This window comes from Nocardia sp. NPDC055050 (assembly GCF_053608345.1).
Genome location: NZ_JBSGVG010000014.1, coordinates 29,937 through 48,805 on the forward strand (window position 1 = coordinate 29,937; position 18,869 = coordinate 48,805).

At 65.8% G+C, this 18,869-nt stretch carries 25 protein-coding genes; 15 read left to right on the forward strand and 10 right to left on the reverse strand.

Going from position 1 to position 18,869, the window contains the following annotated elements; genetic code table 11:
- Positions 1-3 precede the first annotated feature (3 nt).
- Positions 4-312 carry an orotate phosphoribosyltransferase gene (locus ACWGCN_RS16865; RefSeq protein WP_452458489.1) on the reverse strand — a complete coding sequence of 103 codons (309 nt, stop codon included), beginning with the start codon at positions 310-312 and terminating at the stop codon, positions 4-6.
- A gap of 134 nt (positions 313-446) precedes the next feature.
- On the reverse strand, positions 447-1,286 hold the full coding sequence (locus ACWGCN_RS16870) for a LysR family transcriptional regulator (RefSeq protein ID WP_452458488.1): 840 nt from the start codon (positions 1,284-1,286) through the stop codon (positions 447-449).
- Between the two features lie 105 nt (positions 1,287-1,391).
- Here ACWGCN_RS16870 and ACWGCN_RS16875 point away from each other — a divergent pair, with 105 nt between their 5' ends.
- Positions 1,392-2,117, forward strand: a complete 726-nt coding sequence (locus ACWGCN_RS16875) for an SDR family NAD(P)-dependent oxidoreductase (protein ID WP_452458487.1) — start codon at positions 1,392-1,394, stop codon at positions 2,115-2,117.
- Between the two features lie 96 nt (positions 2,118-2,213).
- Here ACWGCN_RS16875 and ACWGCN_RS16880 read toward each other — a convergent pair whose 3' ends face one another.
- Positions 2,214-2,879: a maleylpyruvate isomerase family mycothiol-dependent enzyme gene (locus tag ACWGCN_RS16880; RefSeq protein WP_452458486.1), complete on the reverse strand. Its 666-nt coding sequence runs from the start codon at positions 2,877-2,879 to the stop codon at positions 2,214-2,216.
- Positions 2,880-3,408: 529 nt separating this feature from the next.
- On the opposite strand from ACWGCN_RS16880, the gene ACWGCN_RS16885 reads away from it, so the two are divergent.
- The 5 genes from ACWGCN_RS16885 to ACWGCN_RS16905 all read left to right on the forward strand — a co-directional run bounded on the left by ACWGCN_RS16885 (position 3,409) and on the right by ACWGCN_RS16905 (position 6,616).
- Entirely contained in the window at positions 3,409-3,804 is a 396-nt protein-coding gene (locus ACWGCN_RS16885; RefSeq protein WP_379313890.1) for a MerR family transcriptional regulator, read from the forward strand.
- 107 nt (positions 3,805-3,911) lie between these two features.
- Entirely contained in the window at positions 3,912-4,835 is a 924-nt protein-coding gene (locus ACWGCN_RS16890) for an NADP-dependent oxidoreductase (protein ID WP_452458485.1), read from the forward strand.
- A 202-nt stretch (positions 4,836-5,037) separates the two neighbouring features.
- Positions 5,038-5,586, forward strand: coding sequence for a hypothetical protein (locus tag ACWGCN_RS16895; protein ID WP_452458484.1), 549 nt, complete (start codon positions 5,038-5,040; stop codon positions 5,584-5,586).
- 62 nt (positions 5,587-5,648) lie between these two features.
- Entirely contained in the window at positions 5,649-6,152 is a 504-nt protein-coding gene (locus ACWGCN_RS16900) for a hypothetical protein (RefSeq protein WP_452458483.1), read from the forward strand.
- A gap of 116 nt (positions 6,153-6,268) precedes the next feature.
- On the forward strand, positions 6,269-6,616 hold the full coding sequence (locus ACWGCN_RS16905) for a hypothetical protein (RefSeq protein WP_452529051.1): 348 nt from the start codon (positions 6,269-6,271) through the stop codon (positions 6,614-6,616).
- Between the two features lie 138 nt (positions 6,617-6,754).
- Here ACWGCN_RS16905 and ACWGCN_RS16910 read toward each other — a convergent pair whose 3' ends face one another.
- Positions 6,755-7,150 (reverse strand): hypothetical protein, encoded by a 396-nt coding sequence (locus tag ACWGCN_RS16910; RefSeq protein ID WP_452458481.1) that lies wholly within the window; start codon positions 7,148-7,150, stop codon positions 6,755-6,757.
- Positions 7,151-7,506: 356 nt separating this feature from the next.
- On the opposite strand from ACWGCN_RS16910, the gene ACWGCN_RS16915 reads away from it, so the two are divergent.
- Positions 7,507-7,911 carry a hypothetical protein gene (locus ACWGCN_RS16915; RefSeq protein ID WP_452458480.1) on the forward strand — a complete coding sequence of 135 codons (405 nt, stop codon included), beginning with the start codon at positions 7,507-7,509 and terminating at the stop codon, positions 7,909-7,911.
- A 34-nt stretch (positions 7,912-7,945) separates the two neighbouring features.
- Here the strand turns inward: ACWGCN_RS16915 and ACWGCN_RS16920 are convergent, their stop codons facing one another.
- On the reverse strand, positions 7,946-8,479 hold the full coding sequence (locus ACWGCN_RS16920; RefSeq protein ID WP_452458479.1) for an AAA family ATPase: 534 nt from the start codon (positions 8,477-8,479) through the stop codon (positions 7,946-7,948).
- Positions 8,480-8,849: 370 nt separating this feature from the next.
- On the opposite strand from ACWGCN_RS16920, the gene ACWGCN_RS16925 reads away from it, so the two are divergent.
- The 3 genes from ACWGCN_RS16925 (at position 8,850) to ACWGCN_RS16935 (ending at position 10,502) form a co-directional block, all read left to right on the forward strand.
- Entirely contained in the window at positions 8,850-9,095 is a 246-nt protein-coding gene (locus tag ACWGCN_RS16925; protein WP_452458478.1) for a VOC family protein, read from the forward strand.
- A gap of 526 nt (positions 9,096-9,621) precedes the next feature.
- The gene (locus ACWGCN_RS16930) at positions 9,622-10,239 is read left to right on the forward strand and encodes an alpha/beta hydrolase (protein ID WP_452458477.1); all 618 of its coding nucleotides are present in this window, start codon (positions 9,622-9,624) and stop codon (positions 10,237-10,239) included.
- 119 nt (positions 10,240-10,358) lie between these two features.
- Complete coding sequence (locus ACWGCN_RS16935) at positions 10,359-10,502, forward strand: hypothetical protein (protein WP_452458476.1); 144 nt, start codon at positions 10,359-10,361, stop codon at positions 10,500-10,502.
- Between the two features lie 69 nt (positions 10,503-10,571).
- Here the strand turns inward: ACWGCN_RS16935 and ACWGCN_RS16940 are convergent, their stop codons facing one another.
- On the reverse strand, positions 10,572-11,570 hold the full coding sequence (locus ACWGCN_RS16940; RefSeq protein ID WP_452458475.1) for a helix-turn-helix transcriptional regulator: 999 nt from the start codon (positions 11,568-11,570) through the stop codon (positions 10,572-10,574).
- 103 nt (positions 11,571-11,673) lie between these two features.
- Here ACWGCN_RS16940 and ACWGCN_RS16945 point away from each other — a divergent pair, with 103 nt between their 5' ends.
- From ACWGCN_RS16945 to ACWGCN_RS16960, 4 genes are all read left to right on the forward strand, one after another.
- Positions 11,674-12,060: a VOC family protein gene (locus tag ACWGCN_RS16945; protein WP_387447330.1), complete on the forward strand. Its 387-nt coding sequence runs from the start codon at positions 11,674-11,676 to the stop codon at positions 12,058-12,060.
- A gap of 61 nt (positions 12,061-12,121) precedes the next feature.
- On the forward strand, positions 12,122-12,727 hold the full coding sequence (locus tag ACWGCN_RS16950) for a TetR/AcrR family transcriptional regulator (protein WP_379313924.1): 606 nt from the start codon (positions 12,122-12,124) through the stop codon (positions 12,725-12,727).
- Positions 12,724-13,491 (forward strand): maleylpyruvate isomerase family mycothiol-dependent enzyme, encoded by a 768-nt coding sequence (locus ACWGCN_RS16955; protein ID WP_452458474.1) that lies wholly within the window; start codon positions 12,724-12,726, stop codon positions 13,489-13,491. Before ACWGCN_RS16950 ends, ACWGCN_RS16955 begins: the two co-directional genes overlap by 4 nt.
- Before the next feature lie 23 nt (positions 13,492-13,514).
- Positions 13,515-14,240: an oxygen-binding di-iron domain-containing protein gene (locus tag ACWGCN_RS16960; RefSeq protein ID WP_378989888.1), complete on the forward strand. Its 726-nt coding sequence runs from the start codon at positions 13,515-13,517 to the stop codon at positions 14,238-14,240.
- A gap of 70 nt (positions 14,241-14,310) precedes the next feature.
- Here the strand turns inward: ACWGCN_RS16960 and ACWGCN_RS16965 are convergent, their stop codons facing one another.
- Together ACWGCN_RS16965 and ACWGCN_RS16970 are read right to left on the reverse strand one after the other, a co-directional pair.
- Positions 14,311-15,462 carry a hypothetical protein gene (locus tag ACWGCN_RS16965; RefSeq protein ID WP_452458473.1) on the reverse strand — a complete coding sequence of 384 codons (1,152 nt, stop codon included), beginning with the start codon at positions 15,460-15,462 and terminating at the stop codon, positions 14,311-14,313.
- Between the two features lie 11 nt (positions 15,463-15,473).
- The gene (locus tag ACWGCN_RS16970) at positions 15,474-16,400 is read right to left on the reverse strand and encodes a metal-dependent hydrolase (protein WP_452458472.1); all 927 of its coding nucleotides are present in this window, start codon (positions 16,398-16,400) and stop codon (positions 15,474-15,476) included.
- Positions 16,401-16,518: 118 nt separating this feature from the next.
- Here ACWGCN_RS16970 and ACWGCN_RS16975 point away from each other — a divergent pair, with 118 nt between their 5' ends.
- Positions 16,519-17,127, forward strand: coding sequence for a TetR/AcrR family transcriptional regulator (locus ACWGCN_RS16975; protein ID WP_378989891.1), 609 nt, complete (start codon positions 16,519-16,521; stop codon positions 17,125-17,127).
- A 48-nt stretch (positions 17,128-17,175) separates the two neighbouring features.
- Here the strand turns inward: ACWGCN_RS16975 and ACWGCN_RS16980 are convergent, their stop codons facing one another.
- Positions 17,176-17,745 (reverse strand): ABC transporter permease, encoded by a 570-nt coding sequence (locus ACWGCN_RS16980; RefSeq protein ID WP_378989892.1) that lies wholly within the window; start codon positions 17,743-17,745, stop codon positions 17,176-17,178.
- 25 nt (positions 17,746-17,770) lie between these two features.
- Positions 17,771-18,790: a medium chain dehydrogenase/reductase family protein gene (locus ACWGCN_RS16985; protein ID WP_387447334.1), complete on the reverse strand. Its 1,020-nt coding sequence runs from the start codon at positions 18,788-18,790 to the stop codon at positions 17,771-17,773.
- Between the last annotated feature and the right edge of the window lie 79 nt (positions 18,791-18,869).

Below are 18,869 nucleotides of genomic sequence, written 5' to 3' on the forward strand. Positions count from 1 at the left end.
CTCCTACTGCTGATGCACGGTGTCGAGAATTTGTTTGGTCAGTACGGGGCGCACGGCCACCTGCACCGACGGGAGCTGGTTGATATCCGGGTTCGAGCGGTCGATCGCACAGATGACCGTGTCGACGATCGCCCCCCGCGATCGCAACTGCTCGGTCGCGGCGACGACCGCTCCACCGGTAGTGATGACATCCTCGATCAGCACGATGCGGCGGTCCCGCACGTCGCCGCCTTCGGCAAGCTGTTGTGTGCCATAGGGTTTCGCTGCCTTTCGGATGAACAGCGAGGGCAGTCCGGTCAACTGGCTCAGCATGGTGACGAGTGGGATCCCGCCCAACTCGAGGCCACCGAGCATCTCAGTGTCTTCCGGGACCAGTGCGACCAGCTGTTTCGGCAGATGCGGACGTTCCTGACTGCGCGGTATGCGGCATTTGCGGATGCCATCGCCTAGAGGCTTGTCGCCGTGCGGACGAGGTCGGCGATGGCTTGTGATCTGCTGTGTGGTGGCCAGGCGATGACGGTGGTGACGGCCGGTGCGTCCGGCACCGGCACGATGGCGTGCTCGTGGCGTAGCTGGGTTCGGAGCGACTCGGGCATGACCGCGCAGGCCCGGCCGAGCGTGATCAGCTGGGTCAACTGGGTACGGTCGCGAACCTGTGGGCCGGGGCCGTCCGGATAGCTTCCGTCGGGTCGAGGCCATCGCGGTAGGGGCAGGTCCCTCAGGGCGTTGACCTCGGCCATCGACAGGTGAGTTCGGTCGGCGAGGGGGTGTCCCGCGGGCAGGACCACGATCTGCTGTTCGGTGTGCAAGTCCTCGGTATCGAATCCGGCCGTCGTGTCGTAGGGCCGGTGGAGCAGAGCGACGTCGGCACTCCCGTTGCGTAGCAGGCTTTCCGGTTCGCCGGGCCCGCACAGCACCACCTCGACTGCGACAGCGCAGGGGTCGGCGGCGTAGGCGTCCAGCAGCTTCGACAACAGTTCGCTGGACGCTCCTGCCTTGGTCGCCAGCACCACACCGGGCCGGTCGGCTGCGGCGCGGCGAGTGCGGCGCTCGGCAGCTTCGACCGCTTCGATCGCCAGCCGGGCCTCCCGCAGCAGCACCGCTCCGGCCGGGGTCAACGTGATCGCGCGCGTAGTGCGGTGCAGCAGAACGACTCCGAGCCGGCGTTCCAGTTGCTGGATCGCCCGCGACAGCGGTGGTTGCGCCATCGTGAGCCGTTGCGCCGCCCGCCCGAAGTGCAACTCCTCGGCGACGGCGACGAAGTATCGCAACTCCCGCGTCTCCACCGGGCCATCGTATCCGGCACTCACCACGACCAATACCCGCGCGGTATCGACGCACACCCGATCGGTCTTGGACGTCCGACCCGTGTCCGCAGCATTGTCAACGGCATGAATGAACGGACAATCGCACTGGTGACCGGCGCGAACAAAGGAATCGGATTCGAGATCGCGGCGGGCCTGGGCGCCCTCGACTGGCGAATCGGTGTGGGCGCGAGGGATCGACAACGCCGCGACACCGCGGTGGAGAAGCTGCGCGCGGCCGGAATCGAGGCGTTCGGCGTGCCGCTCGATGTGGACGACGACGCGAGTGTCGCCGCCGCGGCCGAGCTGATCGCCGATCATGCGGGAGGGCTCGACGTCCTGGTCAACAATGCCGCGATCACCGGCAGCGTGCCACAGACGCCCACCACGGTCGATCCCGCGACCGTGCGCGCTGTCGTGGAAACCAACGTGATCGGCGTCATCCGGGTCACCAACGCGATGCTGCCCATGCTGCGCCGCTCGGCAGCACCGCGAATCGTCAACATGTCCAGCAGCGTGGGCTCGCTCGCCCTGCAGACCGCTCCCGGCCTCGACACAGGCCCGGTTCCCACTGCCTACTCGGCGTCGAAGACCTTCCTCAACGCCGTCACCATCCAATACGTCAAGGAACTGGGCGACACCAACATCCTGATCAACTCCGGCTGCCCAGGTTTCACCGCCACCGATCTCAACGGTTTGCGAGGCGTCCGCACTCCGGCACAGGGGGCGGCGATCGCGATTCACCTCGCGACTTTGCCCGACGACGGACCGACCGGCGGATTCTTCGACGATGCCGGAACAGTGCCTTGGTGACAGGCCCACGGTGCGTCCGGGCGGTCCGGGCCCTTCCCCGGATCGCTGTTCACCGCACGGTCGTGACAGGTGCGGCCTCGGCGGAGGGGGACGGGATCATCCGCTGCGAGTGCCGGATCGAGCGGTCACACGGTCGCGCAGTATCGGCACGCCGGGTCCGGCAAGGTCATCGCAGTACGCAGATCTGCCGGCCATCGCCATGGTCAGCGCGATCGTGGTCCCGCTGACGACAGGGCCGGACCCGGCAGCAAAAGGTCCGTCGGTCGCCTCCAATCGCAGGCCGTCGGTATTGCTGCGGCTGGTGACCGTGAAGTCACGTCCGGCGTAGAAACGCGCGACTTCGGTAGCGGCTTCCGTCGACGGTGTGCGCGATAGTCCGAGGGGACGCCGGATGTCTTGTGCGTGGACAACGACTTCACCGAGCCAGGCCGCCGTGGGTCCGGGAGCCGCAAGGGTGCTGGTGACGACCGCCCGGAACCGTTCGAGGGTTTCGGCGGGAGTACTCCCACGGTGCTCGGCGAGACGCCGGTTGTTGTGCTTGTCGAAGTCGAACCGGGCACCCAGGACGCTGGACAGCCAGCGCAGCCGTCCGATGCTCGCCGCTGCGGTGAGGTGCGCGACGACCTCCTCGACCACCCAGTCCCCACACAGCGAGGGCCGTCCCCACTGCTGGTCGTCCAAGCCGGCGAGATCGTCGGCCAGGGCGGCACGCTCGGCGTGGGCCATCGCCCACAGGGTGTCACGGGCCAGGGCATCCGACACGAGGTACCTCCAACACTCAGTCGCCTACGGGTGCGATGCGCACCTCACGGTGTGCGGCGAAACGGGCGCGCGGAGCCGCTTCGTCGTTCTGTAGTGCAGACGCCGCGATCTGCGCAGACTCATCGGTGCGTGCGTTGTGAATGTCATGTGGCCATGCCGAGGGTTTCGAGAATCCAGCGTATTGCGCGGCGAGTCCTTGTGCGATACCGGCTGCGGGTTCAGGTCCTGGACGTAGTGGTTGGTCACGCCGGGTTCGCGCTACTCGCAGACCATGAACGTCGCGTCGAAGCGCACACCGACCACGCCGACGCCACTGCCGAGATAATCGCGATGCGCGTCGGGCTCACCACGGCCCGGATTCCTGCGGTGACAGGCTGAACCGCAGTCCTCGCACAAGCAGGCTGCTCGCCGAACATGCCGAAACCGGCCGACTGCTGAACTTCCTTCTCGAATCGTCGCTTGGGCGCGGCCCCAGCTGACCACATCGGAGGCTCTCCGGGCTGGGAGCACATCGGCGTAGCCTCGCAGGATGCGGATCGGCGAGCTGTCCAAGCGCACGGGCGTGAGTCCGCGCTCACTGCGGTACTACGAAGCGCAGGGTCTGCTGACCAGCTCACGCTCCGGCGCCGGGCAGCGCCACTATTCCGATGCGGAGGTCCAGCGTGTGTCGCTCATCCGGCAGCTGTTCGCCGCGGGTATGTCCAGCCGGGTGATCGCGACCGTGCTGCCGTGTGTGGACATTCCCGGTGACCTGGGTGTCGCCGAGGAGACGTTCGCGACGATGACGCGCGAGCGCGACCGGATCGACGCCGAGATCGCGCACCTGACCGAGAACCGAGATGCGCTCGACGCGCTGATCAGGGTCAACAGCCGGCACCGGGCGGAGCTGTCGGTGGCCGCCGAACCGGTGGCGCGGTCGGCCTGATGCTGTGACCTGCACCTCGATCGGTTGCCTCTTACATCGGTGTGAGGGGTGAGGATGGCTACAGAGCCCGGAATCATTTGGGCCGGTCATTCGAGAGGCGGCGGAAAATGGGGCAGGCGTGGGGTTTCGGCAGGTATGGCGGACCCGAGGTGCAGGAGTTCTTCGATCGTCTCGATCCCGTTCCCGGTCGCGGCGAGGTGCTGATCCGGGTCGACGTCGCCGGCGTGAATCCCCTTGACCACCTTGTGCGCTCGGGTCTGGTCCCTGGGCTCGACGGCGGGCGTCCATTTCCCCGCGTGCTGGGCATGGAGGCAGCCGGAATCGTTCTCGCCTGGGGTGAGGATGTCGAAGGGCTCGAGGTGGGTGATCCGGTCTTCGGCTTCGCACTCACCGGTGGTGGTACCTACGCCGAGACGACGGTGCTGTCCGCGCCGAACACCGCGCGCATCCCGGCGGGCCTGTCCGCGACTGTGGCGGCAACGCTGCCGGTGGCCGGGACGACCGCGGTGGATGCGCTCGACCAGCTCGACCTTCCGGCCGGTGCTACGGTCCTGGTCAACGGCGTCGGCGGTGGGGTCGGCCTCGCCGTCGCCCGGCTGGCCATCGGGCGCGGGCTGCGTGTGCTCGGCACCGGCAGTACTGCCAAGCGCGAGCACGCTGAAGCCATCGGAGTGCGGTTCATCGACTATGCCGCCGAGAACGTCGTCGCGGCGGCGCGTGAGCTGGTTACGGACGGCTTCGACGGGATCGTCGATCTGGTCGGAGGTACCTCGCTACGGGCGGTCGCGCCACTGGCCCGCGATCCTCGCAACGTCATCGCGGTGGGTGATATGTCTGTGCCCGACCTCGGTGGGCGTTTCATCGAGCGTCGCCTGGACCGAGAGAATCTGGAGCGCTCCGCCCAGCTGGCCCTCGACGGAGTCCTCGCACCCGTGATCACCGCGGTCCATCCGCTCGCCGACGCCCCGGCCGCCCTCGCCGCCGTCGAGAACGGCCACATCTCGGGCAAGGTCGTCATCAAGGTGACATGAGAAGCGCCGGCTTTCCGACGCCGAGAGGCCGCACCCAGGACCGCGGATCGGGAAACAGCGATACCACCCTGCTCAGAGTTCGACAGGTTGAGACCGCGATAGGCTGACTGTTGATTGCCGCGGAATCGCAAGTGCGGCTGGGGGAGGGGCGGACGTGGTGATACGTGGCCGAGAGTCCCGCGATGCTGCGACGCCCCTTGACATGTCGCGCGCGGAGCGCCTGCGCGTCCACGGCGCCGTCTCTACTGCACTGGCACTGCACAGCGATCATGCGTTGGGCGAGCTCGTGGATGCGGCCGTGCCGATCGGTTCCGGTATCGGCGGGAAGTCAGCGCTGCTGGAGATCGCCGGAGCTTCGGTTTTCGTGAAGCGAGTGCCCCTCACCGATCTGGAACGGCAGCCGGAGAACGTCCGGTCGACGGCGAACCTGTTCGATGTGCCGCAGTTCTACCACTACGGTGTCGGCCTCCTCGGTGGGGCGGGCTTCGGAGCTTGGCGCGAGCTCGCCGTGCACACCATGACGACGAACTGGGTGCTCGCTGCCGAACGCGAGGGGTTCCCGCTGATGTACCACTGGCGGGTGCTGCCGGACACGACGCCGCTGTCGGACGAGCTCGCCGACATCGATCGCGCCGTCGCCTACTGGGATGACGACCCCGGATACGCCATCGGATCGAGGCCGTTCGGGACTCTTCGGCGAGTATCGCGCTGTTCCTGGAGTACATTCCGCAGACCCTGCACGAGTGGCTGAATGCCCAGATCGAGGCGGGCGATGAGGCCACTGACCGGGCCTGCGCCATGGTGGAGCGGGAGTTGGCCGCCGCCACCGCCTTCATGAACGGTCGGGGGCTCCTGCATCTCGACGCGCACTTCCAGAACATCCTGACCGACGGTCGACGCCTCTACTTCGCAGATTACGGCCTCGCGCTCTCCTCCGGGTTCGACCTCTCACCGCAGGAAGCCGCGTTCTTCGACCGGAACCAGAGCTATGACCGCGGCTTCACCGCAACCTATTTGGTGAACTGGCTACTCACCGCTCTGTACGGGCTCCGGCGGGACGACCGGGCCGAACGCATCGAGATGGTGCGCGCCATCGCGGCGGGTGCGCCGCCGGAGGGTATATCCGAGGGGGCCGCCGCGGTTCTCATCCGGCAGGCGCCGGTCGCTGCGGCGATGTCCGCGTTCATGCTTGCGTTCCAGCAGACGAGCCGGAGCACCCCGTACCCGGACGATGAGATCCGCCGCCTGCTGGACGAGCAGACTTCTGTGTTCGCTCAGCCGCTCCTGTCGTCAGATCAGCTCGGGCGGAAGTGCTAACGCCGGGACAAGTGTTGCGAGGTCGGCAATCGATGATCTGTCTCCAGATCGAACGGTCGCGACGGGTCCACGGGCCGGCAGGGCAACCGCGGGCACCGAATTGCGTCCTGAGTGGAGTGAACGATCTCATCGGTACGCTCGTAAGCATGGGTGGGGACTTGCTACTGCTGATCGTCACCGTCGGTCCGGTGGCGCTGTTGGGGTGGGCGGCTGTTCGGGCGAAGCACCGCGGCTTGGGAGGGTCGTTCGTCGGGCCATTTCAGGAGATGTTCGATCCCGGTGCGGCGCGAGCGCAGATCGTCATCGAGGAGATCGCGGAACTGCCGGATCCCGCGGACTCCGGCGACCCGGCCGACGACGATGATTCGCCAAATACGTGGGTGTACAAGGGTATTCGGCTCCATATCGACCCTGATAGGGCTCGGCGGCGCGGAGGTGGTGGGACCGCCAGGCAAGCAGGATGAGCACCCGCCTGGCAAACCCGAACAGCCGTCCGACCATCACGCTCTCCGAATTCACCGTCTGATGGTTGCGAGGATTGACGAAGTGCACTCTCCTGGTCGACGTTTCGAGAGTTGCTCCTGCGATGACTCATTCCGAGGTCATCGAGACGTTGGAACAGGGGCGGCGATTGCGGCGTCGAGGCTCTGGACAGCTTTGTCGTACTGATTGCGGTCGAACAGAAATGGGCCGAATGCGGCGCAGTCACGAGTGGTGCGATACGGCTGTTCGAAGTGGTCCCATACGACAAGGTCGCCGGTCGAGGTTATGCGCGCCAGCAGCGGCCAGCAGCCGAAATCCCCGCAACTGCAAGCAAGTACAGGAGTCTTCTGTCTCATGGCGAGGGGAGAGGAACCGTGAAAATGCTCCTCCGCTGACTCGAACCGGACGAACAGGGGGACGAGGCCACCGTAACGGCCGCCCACGGGCTCCAGGTCGGCGCTGATTTCGAAGGTGTCGATGAGATCGGTCAGAGGGATGGTATCGATGCGGGGCATGATCTGGGGGACGTCGGTGGGTCCGGGGGGTCCTGGCCGATAGTCGAACCCGATCTCACTGATAGCTGTCAATCGGTTGCGCTGCAAGCGCTTCCGATCTCGGGTGATCGACCCAGCACCCGCACGGCGGCGCGCGTCGGGGGCCTGGGCCCTGCGGGGGATCACCGACTGAGGCGCACGACGCCCTTCCCAGTTGAAAGAATCACGGCGTCAATGTATCCAGCGCTCGCCCATCCTGCAAAGGTGGAGGCCCTCTGCGACGCCGCCCAGCCGGACGCTCATCGGTAGGTGAGTGCGGACGTCGGGGTCGCGCGGGTCGCGGCTTGAGAGTGCGTCGGGCCGGTAGCATCACGAGCGTGGGCGACCAGGACCGGCCGAGCGAGCGGGTTGTCGAGCAGCGACTGCGAAACCGCGCGATAGAGGCACTGGAGACACTCGTCGAGGGGGACGAGGGTGTTCGTAGATGGGGGTACGGGGACCACATCAACGAGTTCTTCGACACGATCGACGACGACGGAGCCTGGCGATGGCGCGAATGGTCGACGTTCACGCCAGCAGAGGTGACCGCGCTCGACAAGGTGCAGCGAGCACTCCTTGATGCCTGTGCTGCGACACCTCGGATTTCGTCCGATGAGGAGTTCGTCGCTTCGGGGTGGCCGAGGCGTATCAAGCCGGTCGCGGCTGCGGCGCTCGAACTGATGCAGTCGAGAGGTCGTTTTCGAGAGGATCGCGAGGAAGATGTGCCTTCGCGTACGAGCTGAAACTCACACCACCGATCGCACGAGAATCGGCAGATCAGTATGTCAGTGCGTTCAGAACCGCATGGCCGCGCTGGTCAAGTGGGCAGGCCAGCTCGAGGATGGGCACGTCTTCGAGTAACTGCATGTCGTCGACGTAAACCAGTTCCAGCAGAGCATCATTCACGCTGCGCCGGAGCCCGGTCAGTTCCGGTGTGGGTAGTACACGTTCGGTCTCGGCAGTGATGGGAACAATCACCAGCAGATCGAGGGAGGCCAGTGCGGTGCGTATGGCGGTTTCGTCGATCCCGGCTTCCGCATCGACGCCGATGGCTGCCAGATATGCGAGGAAGTCGAGCGGTGTCCTGTCGTATACCGCAGCGGGTGCGGGATCGCCGAGTAGGCGCATCGCGTAGCGCAACTGTGCCCAATAGTCCGCGGCCACGGGCGGATACGCGAATTCGTATCCTTCCTCTTCGAGTAGTACGTACGGTTCCTGGATTGCTGTGTGCCCGCGCTCCAGTCGCGCACAGAGCTCTTCGACCAAGGTTGTCTTGCCGGTTCCATGCGGTCCGGAAACCCCGATGCGCAACTCTGCCCCTTCCAATGTCTGGTCACTAGTCTGCGTCCTGCAAGGAATCGTGCGGAAATCAGGTGTGGAGTCCAGGGTGTCAGGATGCCCAGGCTGGAGACCACCGCCCCCTCCTTCGAAGCGATCGCGCCGAAATTCGCCTGTCTGCAACCAGTTCCTGATGAGGACTGTTGCCCGACGGCACCTTGCCGAAGGTGTTGATCAGTGCGTCCAGCCGGGCCGTCAGGTGTGGGGGTAGGACGGGGCGGAGTTTGGCCGTCGCGCTGTCGGCTGCGCGGGCGGCCGGTCGGCGCCGCGGCTGGGGAAGAGCCCGAGTAACACGGCCACCGCCTCGTCGTCGGTCAGTGGCATCCGTCAGCAGGAGCACACAGTGAAGCTCGTCTCGATCCGTGTGATCACTGACGACATCCAACGACTGGTCAGCTTCTATCAGCACGTGACCGGCGTCGAAGCCAACTGGGCTACACCGGATTTCGCCGAAATCGTGCTGTTTCGAGATCCCGACGGCAACCTGATCAACCTCTTCACCCCGGCGGCCCGGATACAGCAGGTCCGCCACCGAAACATTACGTCACGTCGTGGAGGAGTACGGACTTCAGCAGGTCGCCACCCATAGAGTTTCACGGATCGGCGCGCAGAAGGTCGTAGACATAGGACCGTTCGCCCTTGCGGCTCACCCACACGCCCTCAGGAGGAATCTCGCCTTGCCCAGGTTCGTCGAACGGGCGACTCGATACCTCATCGGCCGCGTTGCACACCACCCAACCGAAGTCGGGGAGTCGGCGACACCAGATATCGAGGTCGGTCCGCTTATACGATGGGAACCCGTGCGCGTCCCCATCGCGGACGAACTCATATGTCAACCCATCCACGCGCCGCACGAACCTCACACCCGACATCGGGCCATTCTCACCGAAGACCTCGGCACGAACAAGCAGGTCCCCGGTCAGGTTGACGAGAACCCAGGGACCGCATACGTGGTCAGCTCTGCTGATTGCTGAGCAATCCTCGAGCAGGTGAGCCTCTGTGTGTGAACGGCTGCCGGCCCCTGTGTGCGCACGCCACCCCGGAACAGGACAGATGCCCACTGAGGGTGCGAGCGCGTGTTCCGCGGTGGCTTGAACGCCGTAGGGTTTGTTTCGATGACGGCATCGACACACGCTCATTGCTTCCATGCCGGCGCTGTAGGCGAATCACCACTCGTTCTGCTCCATGGCTCACACGGCAGCGAATCCGACCTCATTCCGGTAGCCGACGAAATTGCCCCAGAGGCATCAAAACTGAGTGTCCGTGGCACAGTCAGCATGGATGAGGGCTATGCCTTCTTCCATCGCTTGCCGGACCGTCGCGTGGATCCGCGCGACATCGTCACCAGGACGCGGGTGCTGGCAGGTTTCATCGCAACCGCCTGCGCTGACTACAACCTCACCAGACGCCCCGTCGCAATCGGTTTCTCCAACGGCGCCATCATGGGCGCGGCTCTACTCATCACCTATCCGGGATTGCTGGCGGGAGCGATCCTCTTCCGTCCCCTGGCCCCGTTCGCCCATGATCTAGCCGACCGCGTCGACAACACTCCAGTTCTGATAGTCGACGGCGCGCACGACAACCGCCGGTCACCCGGGGACGGCCTTCAGCTGGCTGAACAGCTGCGTCGTGCGGGAGCCCGGGTAACCCATCAGGTGCTATCGGTCGGCCATGCGATCACCGCCGAGGACAAAATCGTTGCGCGCGAGTGGCTTCTGGCGCAGAGGTATTGAGCGATGGTGCCCAACCAAGGTGCCACACATTGCCCGGGCGATCTCTGCGCGCCTACGGTCATGCTCCGAGCACGACTGGTCTGCGCACAAACTTCGAGTTTCTCGAGACAACCAGTTTCATGCTTGCAGAGTTCAAGGGCGATTTCTCTGGCGCGAAGTTCGACTGGGTGATATTCCAGCATGCCGAGTTCTCCGGTGCTGTCGACGACAGCGGGGCGGACTTCAATCCGATCGGCTTCCCTCACATCAAGTCTCAGAGGTGAGCGCTGCTGATCCTGCTCCGAGTTAGGGTTCGGCTTGGCGGTGCGATTGCCTACTGATCTCGACGTTGCTCAGTCATCGGCATTACCGGTCGGTGGGATTGCGCCGGATGTCGTGGCGGCGGTGAGGCGCTGGCCCAGGGCGCGCACGGCGTCGTTGAGGGCGTCGGGGTGCTCGATGACAAAAGGGCGGTTCAGGGCGGCGAGGACGGGGGGAATCCAGTCGAGGTGTTCGGCGCGGATGAGGACTCGGACCCAGGGGGTGGGATCGGTGGGTGGGGAGTCTATTTCGTGCAGCGTTGCGATGGTCGCGGGGAGTAGTGGGCGGATTTGGGTGGGTGTGCCTTGGACGCGGATCGATACCTCGTGCCGGTAGGGGGCAGTGGCGAGGGCGGACACGAGGTGGGTGGTCGGGTCGAATTCGGTGGGTGGAGTGAAGGTTTCGGGGAGGGTGGTTGTCTCGGTGATGCGGTCCAGTCGGAACTGGCGTAGGTCGTCGCTGTTGTTGTCCATCGCCGTCAGGTACCAGCGGCCGGAGTGGGCGACAAGTCCGTAGGGGTGCACGGTCCGCTGAGAGTGTTGTCCGTTCCGGTCGGTGTAACCGATGGCGACCAGTCGGTGTTCGCGGGTGGCCGCGGCGATGTCGAGGAGGACGGCGGTTTCGACCGGGACTTCGGGGCGGGCGCCGGTGGTGAATTCGGCGGTGTTCATCAGTGCGTCGAGACGAGCGCCCAGGCGTGCGGGCAGGACGCGGCGGAGTTTGGCGGTCGCGCTGTCGGCGGCGTGGACCGATATCGTCGAATGGCTGGTGAGGAGTCCGAGCAGCACGGCTACCGCCTCGTCATCGGTCAGCATCAGTGGAGGCATCCGGTAGCCGGGAGCGAGTCGGTACCCGCCGTAGCGGCCGCGGACCGAGCGGACGGGGATATCCAGGTCGGTGAGATGGGTGACGTAACGCCTGACGGTGCGTTCGTCCACGCCCAGTCGCCCAGCGAGTTCGCCGACGGTATGGGTGCCGCCCGTCTGCAACAGCTCGAGCAGGGCCAGTACCCGGGCCGTGGGGCGCGTCATCCGGCAATTCTCCCATCGATACCGGGCGGAAACTGTCCGGTATCGCCTCTACCTTGGGATTCAGCGGTGGAACTTCCGCCCTTCCCGACAGCAGGAGTACGCAATGAACCTCGTCTCGATCCGCCTGATCACCGCCGACATCGAACAGCTGGTCGGCTTCTATCAGCGGGTGACCGGTGTCGAAGCCCGTTGGGCTACACCGGATTTCGCCGAGATCGTCACTCCGGCCGGCACACTCGCGATCGGAAGCGTGCGTACGGTCGCGTTGTTCGGGGCCGGAAGCGCGCGCCCTGCCGACAATCGCACCGCGATCATCGAGTTCATGGTCTCCGACGTCGACGCCGACTACCGCAGGTTGCGCGACTCCGTCGAAGACTTCGTCAACGAGCCGACGACGATGCCGTGGGGCAACCGGTCGCTCCTGCTCCGAGACCCCGACGGCAACCTGATCAACCTGTTCACCCCGATCACCGCGCGGGCCGCCGGGTAGGCGTGCAGCCCACCGTTGACCGTTTGCCTAACGGCGTTCATAATAACTAACTATGGACGCTATGCCGAGGCGTGATCGGAAAGCGGAACGGCGTGAGGCGACGCGGCAGGAAATTGTCGAGGCCGCGTGGGAGATCGCACGGGAGCGGGGACTGGCGCAGCTGACACTGCGCGAGGTCGGCGAGCGGATCGGAATGCGGGCGCCGTCGCTGTACTCGCATTACGGATCGAAGAACGCGATCTACGATGCGATGTTCGAGCAGGCTTGGAGTGAGTGCGAGCGCGTCTCGATCGACGCGCTGCGCTCGGCCCCCGCGGATCCCCGCGGCCTCGTGCGCGTCTTGGCACTGGCGTACTTCGATTTCGCGGTTGCCGATCTCGCCCGCTATCAGCTGATGAACCAGCGCACGATTCCGGGATTCGAACCCTCACCCGAGGCGTACGTGTCGGCGGTCCGCGCGCTCGACGAGGTCATCGCGGTGCTCGCCACGATCGGCGTGACCGACCGCGATGACGTGGAGATCTGGATTGCGATCCTGTCCGGCCTGGTCGATCAGCAGCTCGCCAACGATCCGGGCGGGCACAGTCGGCGCAAGCTGTTGGACCGCGCCGTGGACATGTGGGCCGACAGTGTCGGCCTTCCGCCGACGAAGGAGCCGCAGAAATGACGGCTGTCGAGCAGACGGCGGTGACTGCGCGGCGCGCGATGCTCGCCCATGCCGACGCGATGCGGCTCGCCCGCGACGAGTACTCGCGCTTCGCCGACGCGGTCACCGCGCTCGACGGTGACGACTGGAATGCACCGACCGAGTGTGCCGGGTGGACCGTGCACGACCTCGTCGCCCACGTGGTCGGTATGTCCACGATGGCATCGTCCCCGCTGGAGAATGTCCGCCAGACCCGGGCTGCCCGTAAGCGGTTGCGGCCCGGCCAGCAGCTCGTCGACGCCGTGACCGCGTATCAGGTCGAACGATTCGGACAGCAGACGACGGATCAGCTGGTCCGGTCGATGGCGGCCATCGCGCCCAAGGCCGCGGCAACGCGCAGACGTACCCCGGGGTTGCTGCGCAATCGAACAATTCCCGAGCAGCAGCTGGTCAACGGCACCGCCGAACGGTGGACCATCGGGTACGCCATCGACACGATCCTGACCCGTGACCCGTGGATGCATCGGATCGACTTGGCCCGGGCCACCGGGCACGTTCTCGTGCTGACCGATGAGCACGACGGGGCGATCGTGGCCGACGTGGTGCAGGAATGGGCCGCCCGCCACAACAAACCCTTCGACCTGTGCCTGACAGGTGCCGCTGGAGGCCGATGGCATTGCGGCACAACGGATGAACGCCTCGACCTCGACGCGGTCGAATTCTGCCGGATCCTCTCCGGCCGCGCCGAAGGCGCTGGACTACTGACCACCCAAGTGCCGTTCTGACACTGCACCGAATCGAGCCGACCATGACCACCACCATCGAGGAAATCGCCCCCGACATCTACCGCATCTCGACGTTCGTGCCCGACATCGGCGAACAGGGGCTGACGTTCAACCAGTTCCTGCTCGCCGATGATCAGCCGCTGCTTTTCCATACCGGGCATCGCGCGATGTTCACCGACGTCGCGGCGGCGATAGCACGGGTCACACCGGTGAACCGGCTGCGGTGGATCACCTTCGGGCACGTCGAATCCGACGAATGCGGGTCGATGAACCAGTTCCTCGCCGCGGCCCCCGAATCGCAGGTCGCCCACGGTGCCGTCGGCTGCATGGTGTCGCTGGACCACATGGCCGACCGGCCACCGAGACCGCTTGCCGATGGCGAAACCATCGAACTCGGCCGGATGCGAGTGCGCCACATCGACACCCCACACACCCCGCACGGCTGGGAAGCGCGTGTGTTGTTCGAGGAAACCACACAGACTCTGCTGTGCGGGGACCTGTTCACCCACCTCGGTGCGGGCGCGGCCCTCACTACCGGCGACATCGTCGGCCCCGCCGTTCACACCGAAGATCTGTTCGCCTATTCGTCGCTCGCACCGGCGACCCCGATGATCGTCGACCGACTCGCTGAGCTCGCACCGAAAACGCTGGCGCTGATGCACGGTTCGTCGTTCACCGGCGACGGCGGCGCCGCGCTGCGCGCCTTGGCCGACAGCTACCGCCACCGCATCGGCGACGCCACGGCTTGATGGCTTGCCGCAGGCGATACGCCGAGCGGAGGGGAACGTTCTGCTGACCGCCTCGAGCGCGGCCGGCGGATCAGCCGGGCGCTTGCGATGCTGCCGCCACGGGTGCGTCCGGGGTGGGCCGTGCGCGCGGCACGGTGAAGGTCGCCAGGACCGAAGCGATCGCGACGGCGAAGCAGGCTGCTGTGTACCAGAGGTTTCCGATGGGGTCGCCGTTGGTTGTTTCGCCGTTGACGGCGGCGAAGAAGTCGGGGAGCGACGCTATCCAGAGAGCGGCGAAGACGACCAGGTAGAGGGTGGCGAACCGTTGGACGAAGGGGTCTTCGTACTGCGGGGGTGTGGCGGTTCCTCGGCGTAGTTCGGTCCACTGGCGGACCATGACGATCCCGGCGACCACCGCGAGGAAGGCGAGTTCCAGTGCGTAGACGATGCCGCGCACGGTGGTGCCGCTCATGCCGATGACGGTGGCGGGCAGCGGGAGCAGGAACGTGCCGACCGAGGCCAGCAGGCCGATGACGATGGTGCGCCAGGTCAATTCGACGCCGGAGAAGTGGCGGCCGTCGTCGACGTGGCGGCCGACGAAATACTGCACGCAGAAGGCCAGCGACATCGGCCACAGGGCCGCGAACACGACGACGCTGCCCATCGGGACCGAATCGAACATCGGCTGGTTGATCGGGTTGTCGATCGACCATTCCCACCAGCGCAATTGGGGCCCGAGGTGGTCGAAGATCTCGTAGAAGGCGTGGTGGACGAAGCCGACGCAGGTGGCGCCGATCAGGGTGCCGTAGCGGCCGAAGATGCCGAGCATCCGGACGATGCCGAACGCCATCGTCGCCATCAGCGGGTAGATCGCGATGATGTAGATGGGCAGTCGGCCCCAGAGGAAGTCCACGGTGAAGACGTTGTGCGCGAACATCGTGTCGACGTGTTCTTCGATGCCGAACGCCGCCGGGAAGTACAGCGGCGGTTCGATGACGAACAGGTAGGCGGTGGCACCGAACCACAGCACGAGATTGGTCGGGTCACCGTGGCGGCGCAGGCGCACGATCGCGTACCAGAGCGCGAGAACCGCGCCGACGACGATGGTGAGCTCGAGGACCGGCAGGGTCCAGTTCTCGAGGGCGAACGGGTTGCGGAACTCGACGAGTCCGCCCGCCTCCTCGCAGGAGAAGCCGAGTTCGTGAGCGAGTTCGGCGAAGGTGGGGGAGCAGTGTTCGGCCATCGGGCTACCTTCTACGAGCTGACGGAATCGGCTGTGTACCAACGGGTTACGTCGTAACCTTCGTCATAGCGGCGGAACCACTCGTCGGCTAGCGCGGGCAGCTTCTCGTGCGCGGGATTGTGTCCGGGCGTCTGGCTGCGGATGATGCCGCCCAGCGCGACGAGTTGTTCGCGCAGACCGAGATTGTCGAACGCGCGCGGCATCGTGCCGTTGTCGGCCGGCTGGAGGAACGGCAGCCACCGGCGCAGGGTCTGCCCCCGGCGGTAGTTGGCGAACATCGACAGCGCGTCGACCTGGCGATCTTCCAGCGGCACATGCTCGTTGAAGCCCTCGCACGCCACCCGGATCACCTGCAACACGTGCCGGAAGATCGAGGCCGCCACCCGCATCCGGTACAGCTCGCTGTCGACCACCGAATTGAAGATGATCAGCGCCGAACTGCGGTGCTCGACTTCCTCGACGAAATGCCAGATGAACAGTGAGGCGACGCGGTCGTCGCCGGGGGCGAACAGATTCTTGTCGTTGTCGAGCATCAGCTTGAACACCGGCGTGAACGTCGCCTCGAGGTCGGCGGTGTAGGCGAGGCGGTACTTCACCGAGGTCTCGGCGGTGAGCTTGTCGAACTCGCCGATCACCGCGTCGAGGGTCTGCTGCAAGCCGGGATAGCGGCGGATCAGCGCCTTGACATGCTGGCGATGCGCCGTCGAATGCTGCCCTTCCTGGCGCATGAAGGCGTCGGCCTCCGACGCCACCTCGGGGTCGGTGATCTGCGGTTTCGCCTGCGTGATCAGTTGCACGATCATTTTCTCGAAGCCGATGGCCAGGAACGAAACGGCATTGGCCATCGACGAGAACGCCGGGTTCTGCGGATTCCACAGAAACGGCACGTCGTAGTCGGAGAACGCGAAATCCATTTTGCGGACGTGAAGGTCGGTCACGGTGAGTTACCTCGTTGTTCGGCCACGGTTGATAGAGCAATCATACGCACGAGGCTTCGCGTGTATGATCACTTTTACGGAATTCGCCCTGACCTGGGGTTGTGCTAGCGTCCACCTGGTGGCGCGTAGACGTGGGTGGGGCGGCAGTCCGCCGGGTGACGATGCGGAGGCGACGCGCCGGATCATCGCTGCCGCAGTCGAACTCATCGGCCGGACCGGTGCGGAGATCAGCATCGCCGACGTGGCGGAGTCCCTCGGTGTCATCCGGCAGACGGTGTACCGGTATTTCCCCAGCGCCGACGCGCTCATGACCGCCTCGGCCATCGCCTCGGTCGACGATTTCCTCGATCGACTCACCCGTCAGGTCAGCGGCCTGGGCGACCCTGTCGAAGCGATGACAGAGGCCGTCGTCTTCACCCTCACCGATGTTCGGCGGACCCCCCACCTGGGGATTCTGCTGTCGAGCTCGTATTCCAACGCCCACCCGGAAGGCATGACCTCCGATGAGGCCCAGGCGTTCGGTATGACCATGATCCGCCGCTTCGACGTCGACTGGGCCGCTCACGGCTACGACGAGCCCGCGCTGCGCGAACTCGTCGAATACGTGTTGCGCACCATGCAGTCGTTCTTCCTGTCACCGGGCAACCCGGCACGCTCCGACGACGAACTGCGCCGGTACCTGCGGCGATGGATGGGATCGGCGATCGGCGCGCAGCAGAAGGGCTGAACGCCGAACGCGCCCGTCCGGAATTCCGGACGGGCACGAAACGCATGCTCAGCTCGCGGCGGCGATCCTGCGGGGCTCCAGCGCGGCGGCGAGCAGATAGCTGCCGCCGCCGGCCAGTGCCAGCGCCCAGTACAGGTACGCGCCGTCGAGAAACAGTGCGGCCGTAGAGCTCACGGCCAGCCAGGCGCCGAGCGTGTATTGCAGGACGTCGCGGTAGGCGACACCGCCGGCGAGGTAGAGCAGTCCGACGATCAGCCCGGACCCGGTCGGCCAGAGAGTCGCTGCGGTGTCGGGGCTCAGCGTCGAACCGAGCGCCGTGATCAGGAAGAACAGCGCGGCGAAACCGATCAGCCACGATGCGCCGAGCAGATTGCCCACGACCGCTTCCTGTCCCGTCGCGCCGCGCTGGGCTCGCAGGGAGACGACGGTGGTCACGATCATGGCCGCCAGCAGGCCGACGCCCAGCAGCGCGGTCGGCACGAATCCGGGGAGGTCGAGCAGGGGGTTCGGGCCATGGCTGAGGGCGAAGGTGCCGTGGCCGACCAACCAGGCGAGGCCGAAGCTCAGGTAGATGGGGCGGTTGTCGAGGACGGTGCGAACGGGCTGGGAAACGTACATGACTGATCTCCAGGGTGTGAGCGGGTCAGGCGCTGACGAGGACGACTTTGCCGGTGACGGTGCCGGATTCGGCGAGCTCCAGAGCTCGGGCGGCATCGGTGAGAGTGATACGGGCCGCGACCTGGGCGGTGACGGTGCCCGCGGCGGCGAGGGAGAAGACCTGGGACAGATCTTCGGCGATTCGAGCACGGAAGCGGGTGATGTTGCGCTTGCCTGCCCACAGGTTGTAGAAGTGCGCACGTCGCTTGTTGGGCAGCATGTTCCACCACAGCAGGCGGGCGAACAGTTTCAGCACCGGCAACCGGGAGTCGCCCTCGTCGTTCTTGGTGGCCGCCGTTCCGTAGGAAACGAGGGTGCCGCCGTCGGCAAGCAAGTCGAACGAATCGCTGATGCCGGGCCCGCCGACGTGATCGAACACCGCGTCGACACCGTGCGGTGCGATGGCCCGAACCTGGTGTGGCACATCGGTGCGGTAGTCGATCCAGGTGGCACCCAGCGCGGTGACCGCGTCGGCATGGCGAGCGGACGCGGTGCCGATCACGTGAATGCCCGCGGCGCGGGCCAATTGGACCAGGGTCGAGCCGACGCCACCGTTGGCGCCGTGGACCAGTATCGTCGCGCCCGGCTGAACAGCGGCGACGCGGTGCAGCATCTGCCAGGCGGTGATGCCGTTCACGACAAAGGTTTCCGCGTCGGCGGCGTCCAGGGTGTCCGGCACGGGGATCAGATCGGCGGTGTCGAGGTCGACGTGGCTGCTCCAGCCGCCGGTCTTGGTCAACGCGGCCACCCGCTTGCCCACCAGTGTCGCGTCGTCGGCCTCGACCACCGTGCCGACCAGGTCGTAGCCGGGCACGAAAGGAAACGGTGGCTGGTCGTAGTACTTACCGCGGCGCATCTGCTGCTCGGCGAAGGACACCCCGGAGGCATCGACTCGAACCAGTGCGCGACCTGGTGCGGGTGCGGGGAGTTCGCGTCGGGTGACGAGCAGGCCGCTGGGGTCGACGCGACCGGGCAGGACGATTTCGGTGGCGGTGGTGGTGTTCATCAGGAGCTACCTTCCGTGGTGTGTGACTGGTCAATCACTCTTGCTGCAAAAGAAAGCTCCACCCTGAAAAGGCTGGAGC

Coding starts and splice junctions, on each gene's coding strand:
- ACWGCN_RS16910 (WP_452458481.1), bottom strand. CDS start 7,150: ATGCCCCGCATCGATACCATCCCTCTGACCGATCTCATCGACACCTTC.
- ACWGCN_RS16895 (WP_452458484.1), top strand. CDS start 5,038: ATGTCGCGCGCGGAGCGCCTGCGCGTCCACGGCGCCGTCTCTACTGCA.
- ACWGCN_RS16940 (WP_452458475.1), bottom strand. CDS start 11,570: ATGACGCGCCCCACGGCCCGGGTACTGGCCCTGCTCGAGCTGTTGCAG.
- ACWGCN_RS16980 (WP_378989892.1), bottom strand. CDS start 17,745: ATGTACGTTTCCCAGCCCGTTCGCACCGTCCTCGACAACCGCCCCATC.
- ACWGCN_RS16890 (WP_452458485.1), top strand. CDS start 3,912: ATGGGGCAGGCGTGGGGTTTCGGCAGGTATGGCGGACCCGAGGTGCAG.
- ACWGCN_RS16945 (WP_387447330.1), top strand. CDS start 11,674: ATGAACCTCGTCTCGATCCGCCTGATCACCGCCGACATCGAACAGCTG.
- ACWGCN_RS16965 (WP_452458473.1), bottom strand. CDS start 15,462: ATGGCCGAACACTGCTCCCCCACCTTCGCCGAACTCGCTCACGAACTC.
- ACWGCN_RS16885 (WP_379313890.1), top strand. CDS start 3,409: ATGCGGATCGGCGAGCTGTCCAAGCGCACGGGCGTGAGTCCGCGCTCA.
- ACWGCN_RS16985 (WP_387447334.1), bottom strand. CDS start 18,790: ATGAACACCACCACCGCCACCGAAATCGTCCTGCCCGGTCGCGTCGAC.
- ACWGCN_RS16865 (WP_452458489.1), bottom strand. CDS start 312: ATGCTGAGCCAGTTGACCGGACTGCCCTCGCTGTTCATCCGAAAGGCA.
- ACWGCN_RS16875 (WP_452458487.1), top strand. CDS start 1,392: ATGAATGAACGGACAATCGCACTGGTGACCGGCGCGAACAAAGGAATC.
- ACWGCN_RS16950 (WP_379313924.1), top strand. CDS start 12,122: ATGCCGAGGCGTGATCGGAAAGCGGAACGGCGTGAGGCGACGCGGCAG.
- ACWGCN_RS16930 (WP_452458477.1), top strand. CDS start 9,622: ATGACGGCATCGACACACGCTCATTGCTTCCATGCCGGCGCTGTAGGC.
- ACWGCN_RS16935 (WP_452458476.1), top strand. CDS start 10,359: ATGCTTGCAGAGTTCAAGGGCGATTTCTCTGGCGCGAAGTTCGACTGG.
- ACWGCN_RS16960 (WP_378989888.1), top strand. CDS start 13,515: ATGACCACCACCATCGAGGAAATCGCCCCCGACATCTACCGCATCTCG.
- ACWGCN_RS16955 (WP_452458474.1), top strand. CDS start 12,724: ATGACGGCTGTCGAGCAGACGGCGGTGACTGCGCGGCGCGCGATGCTC.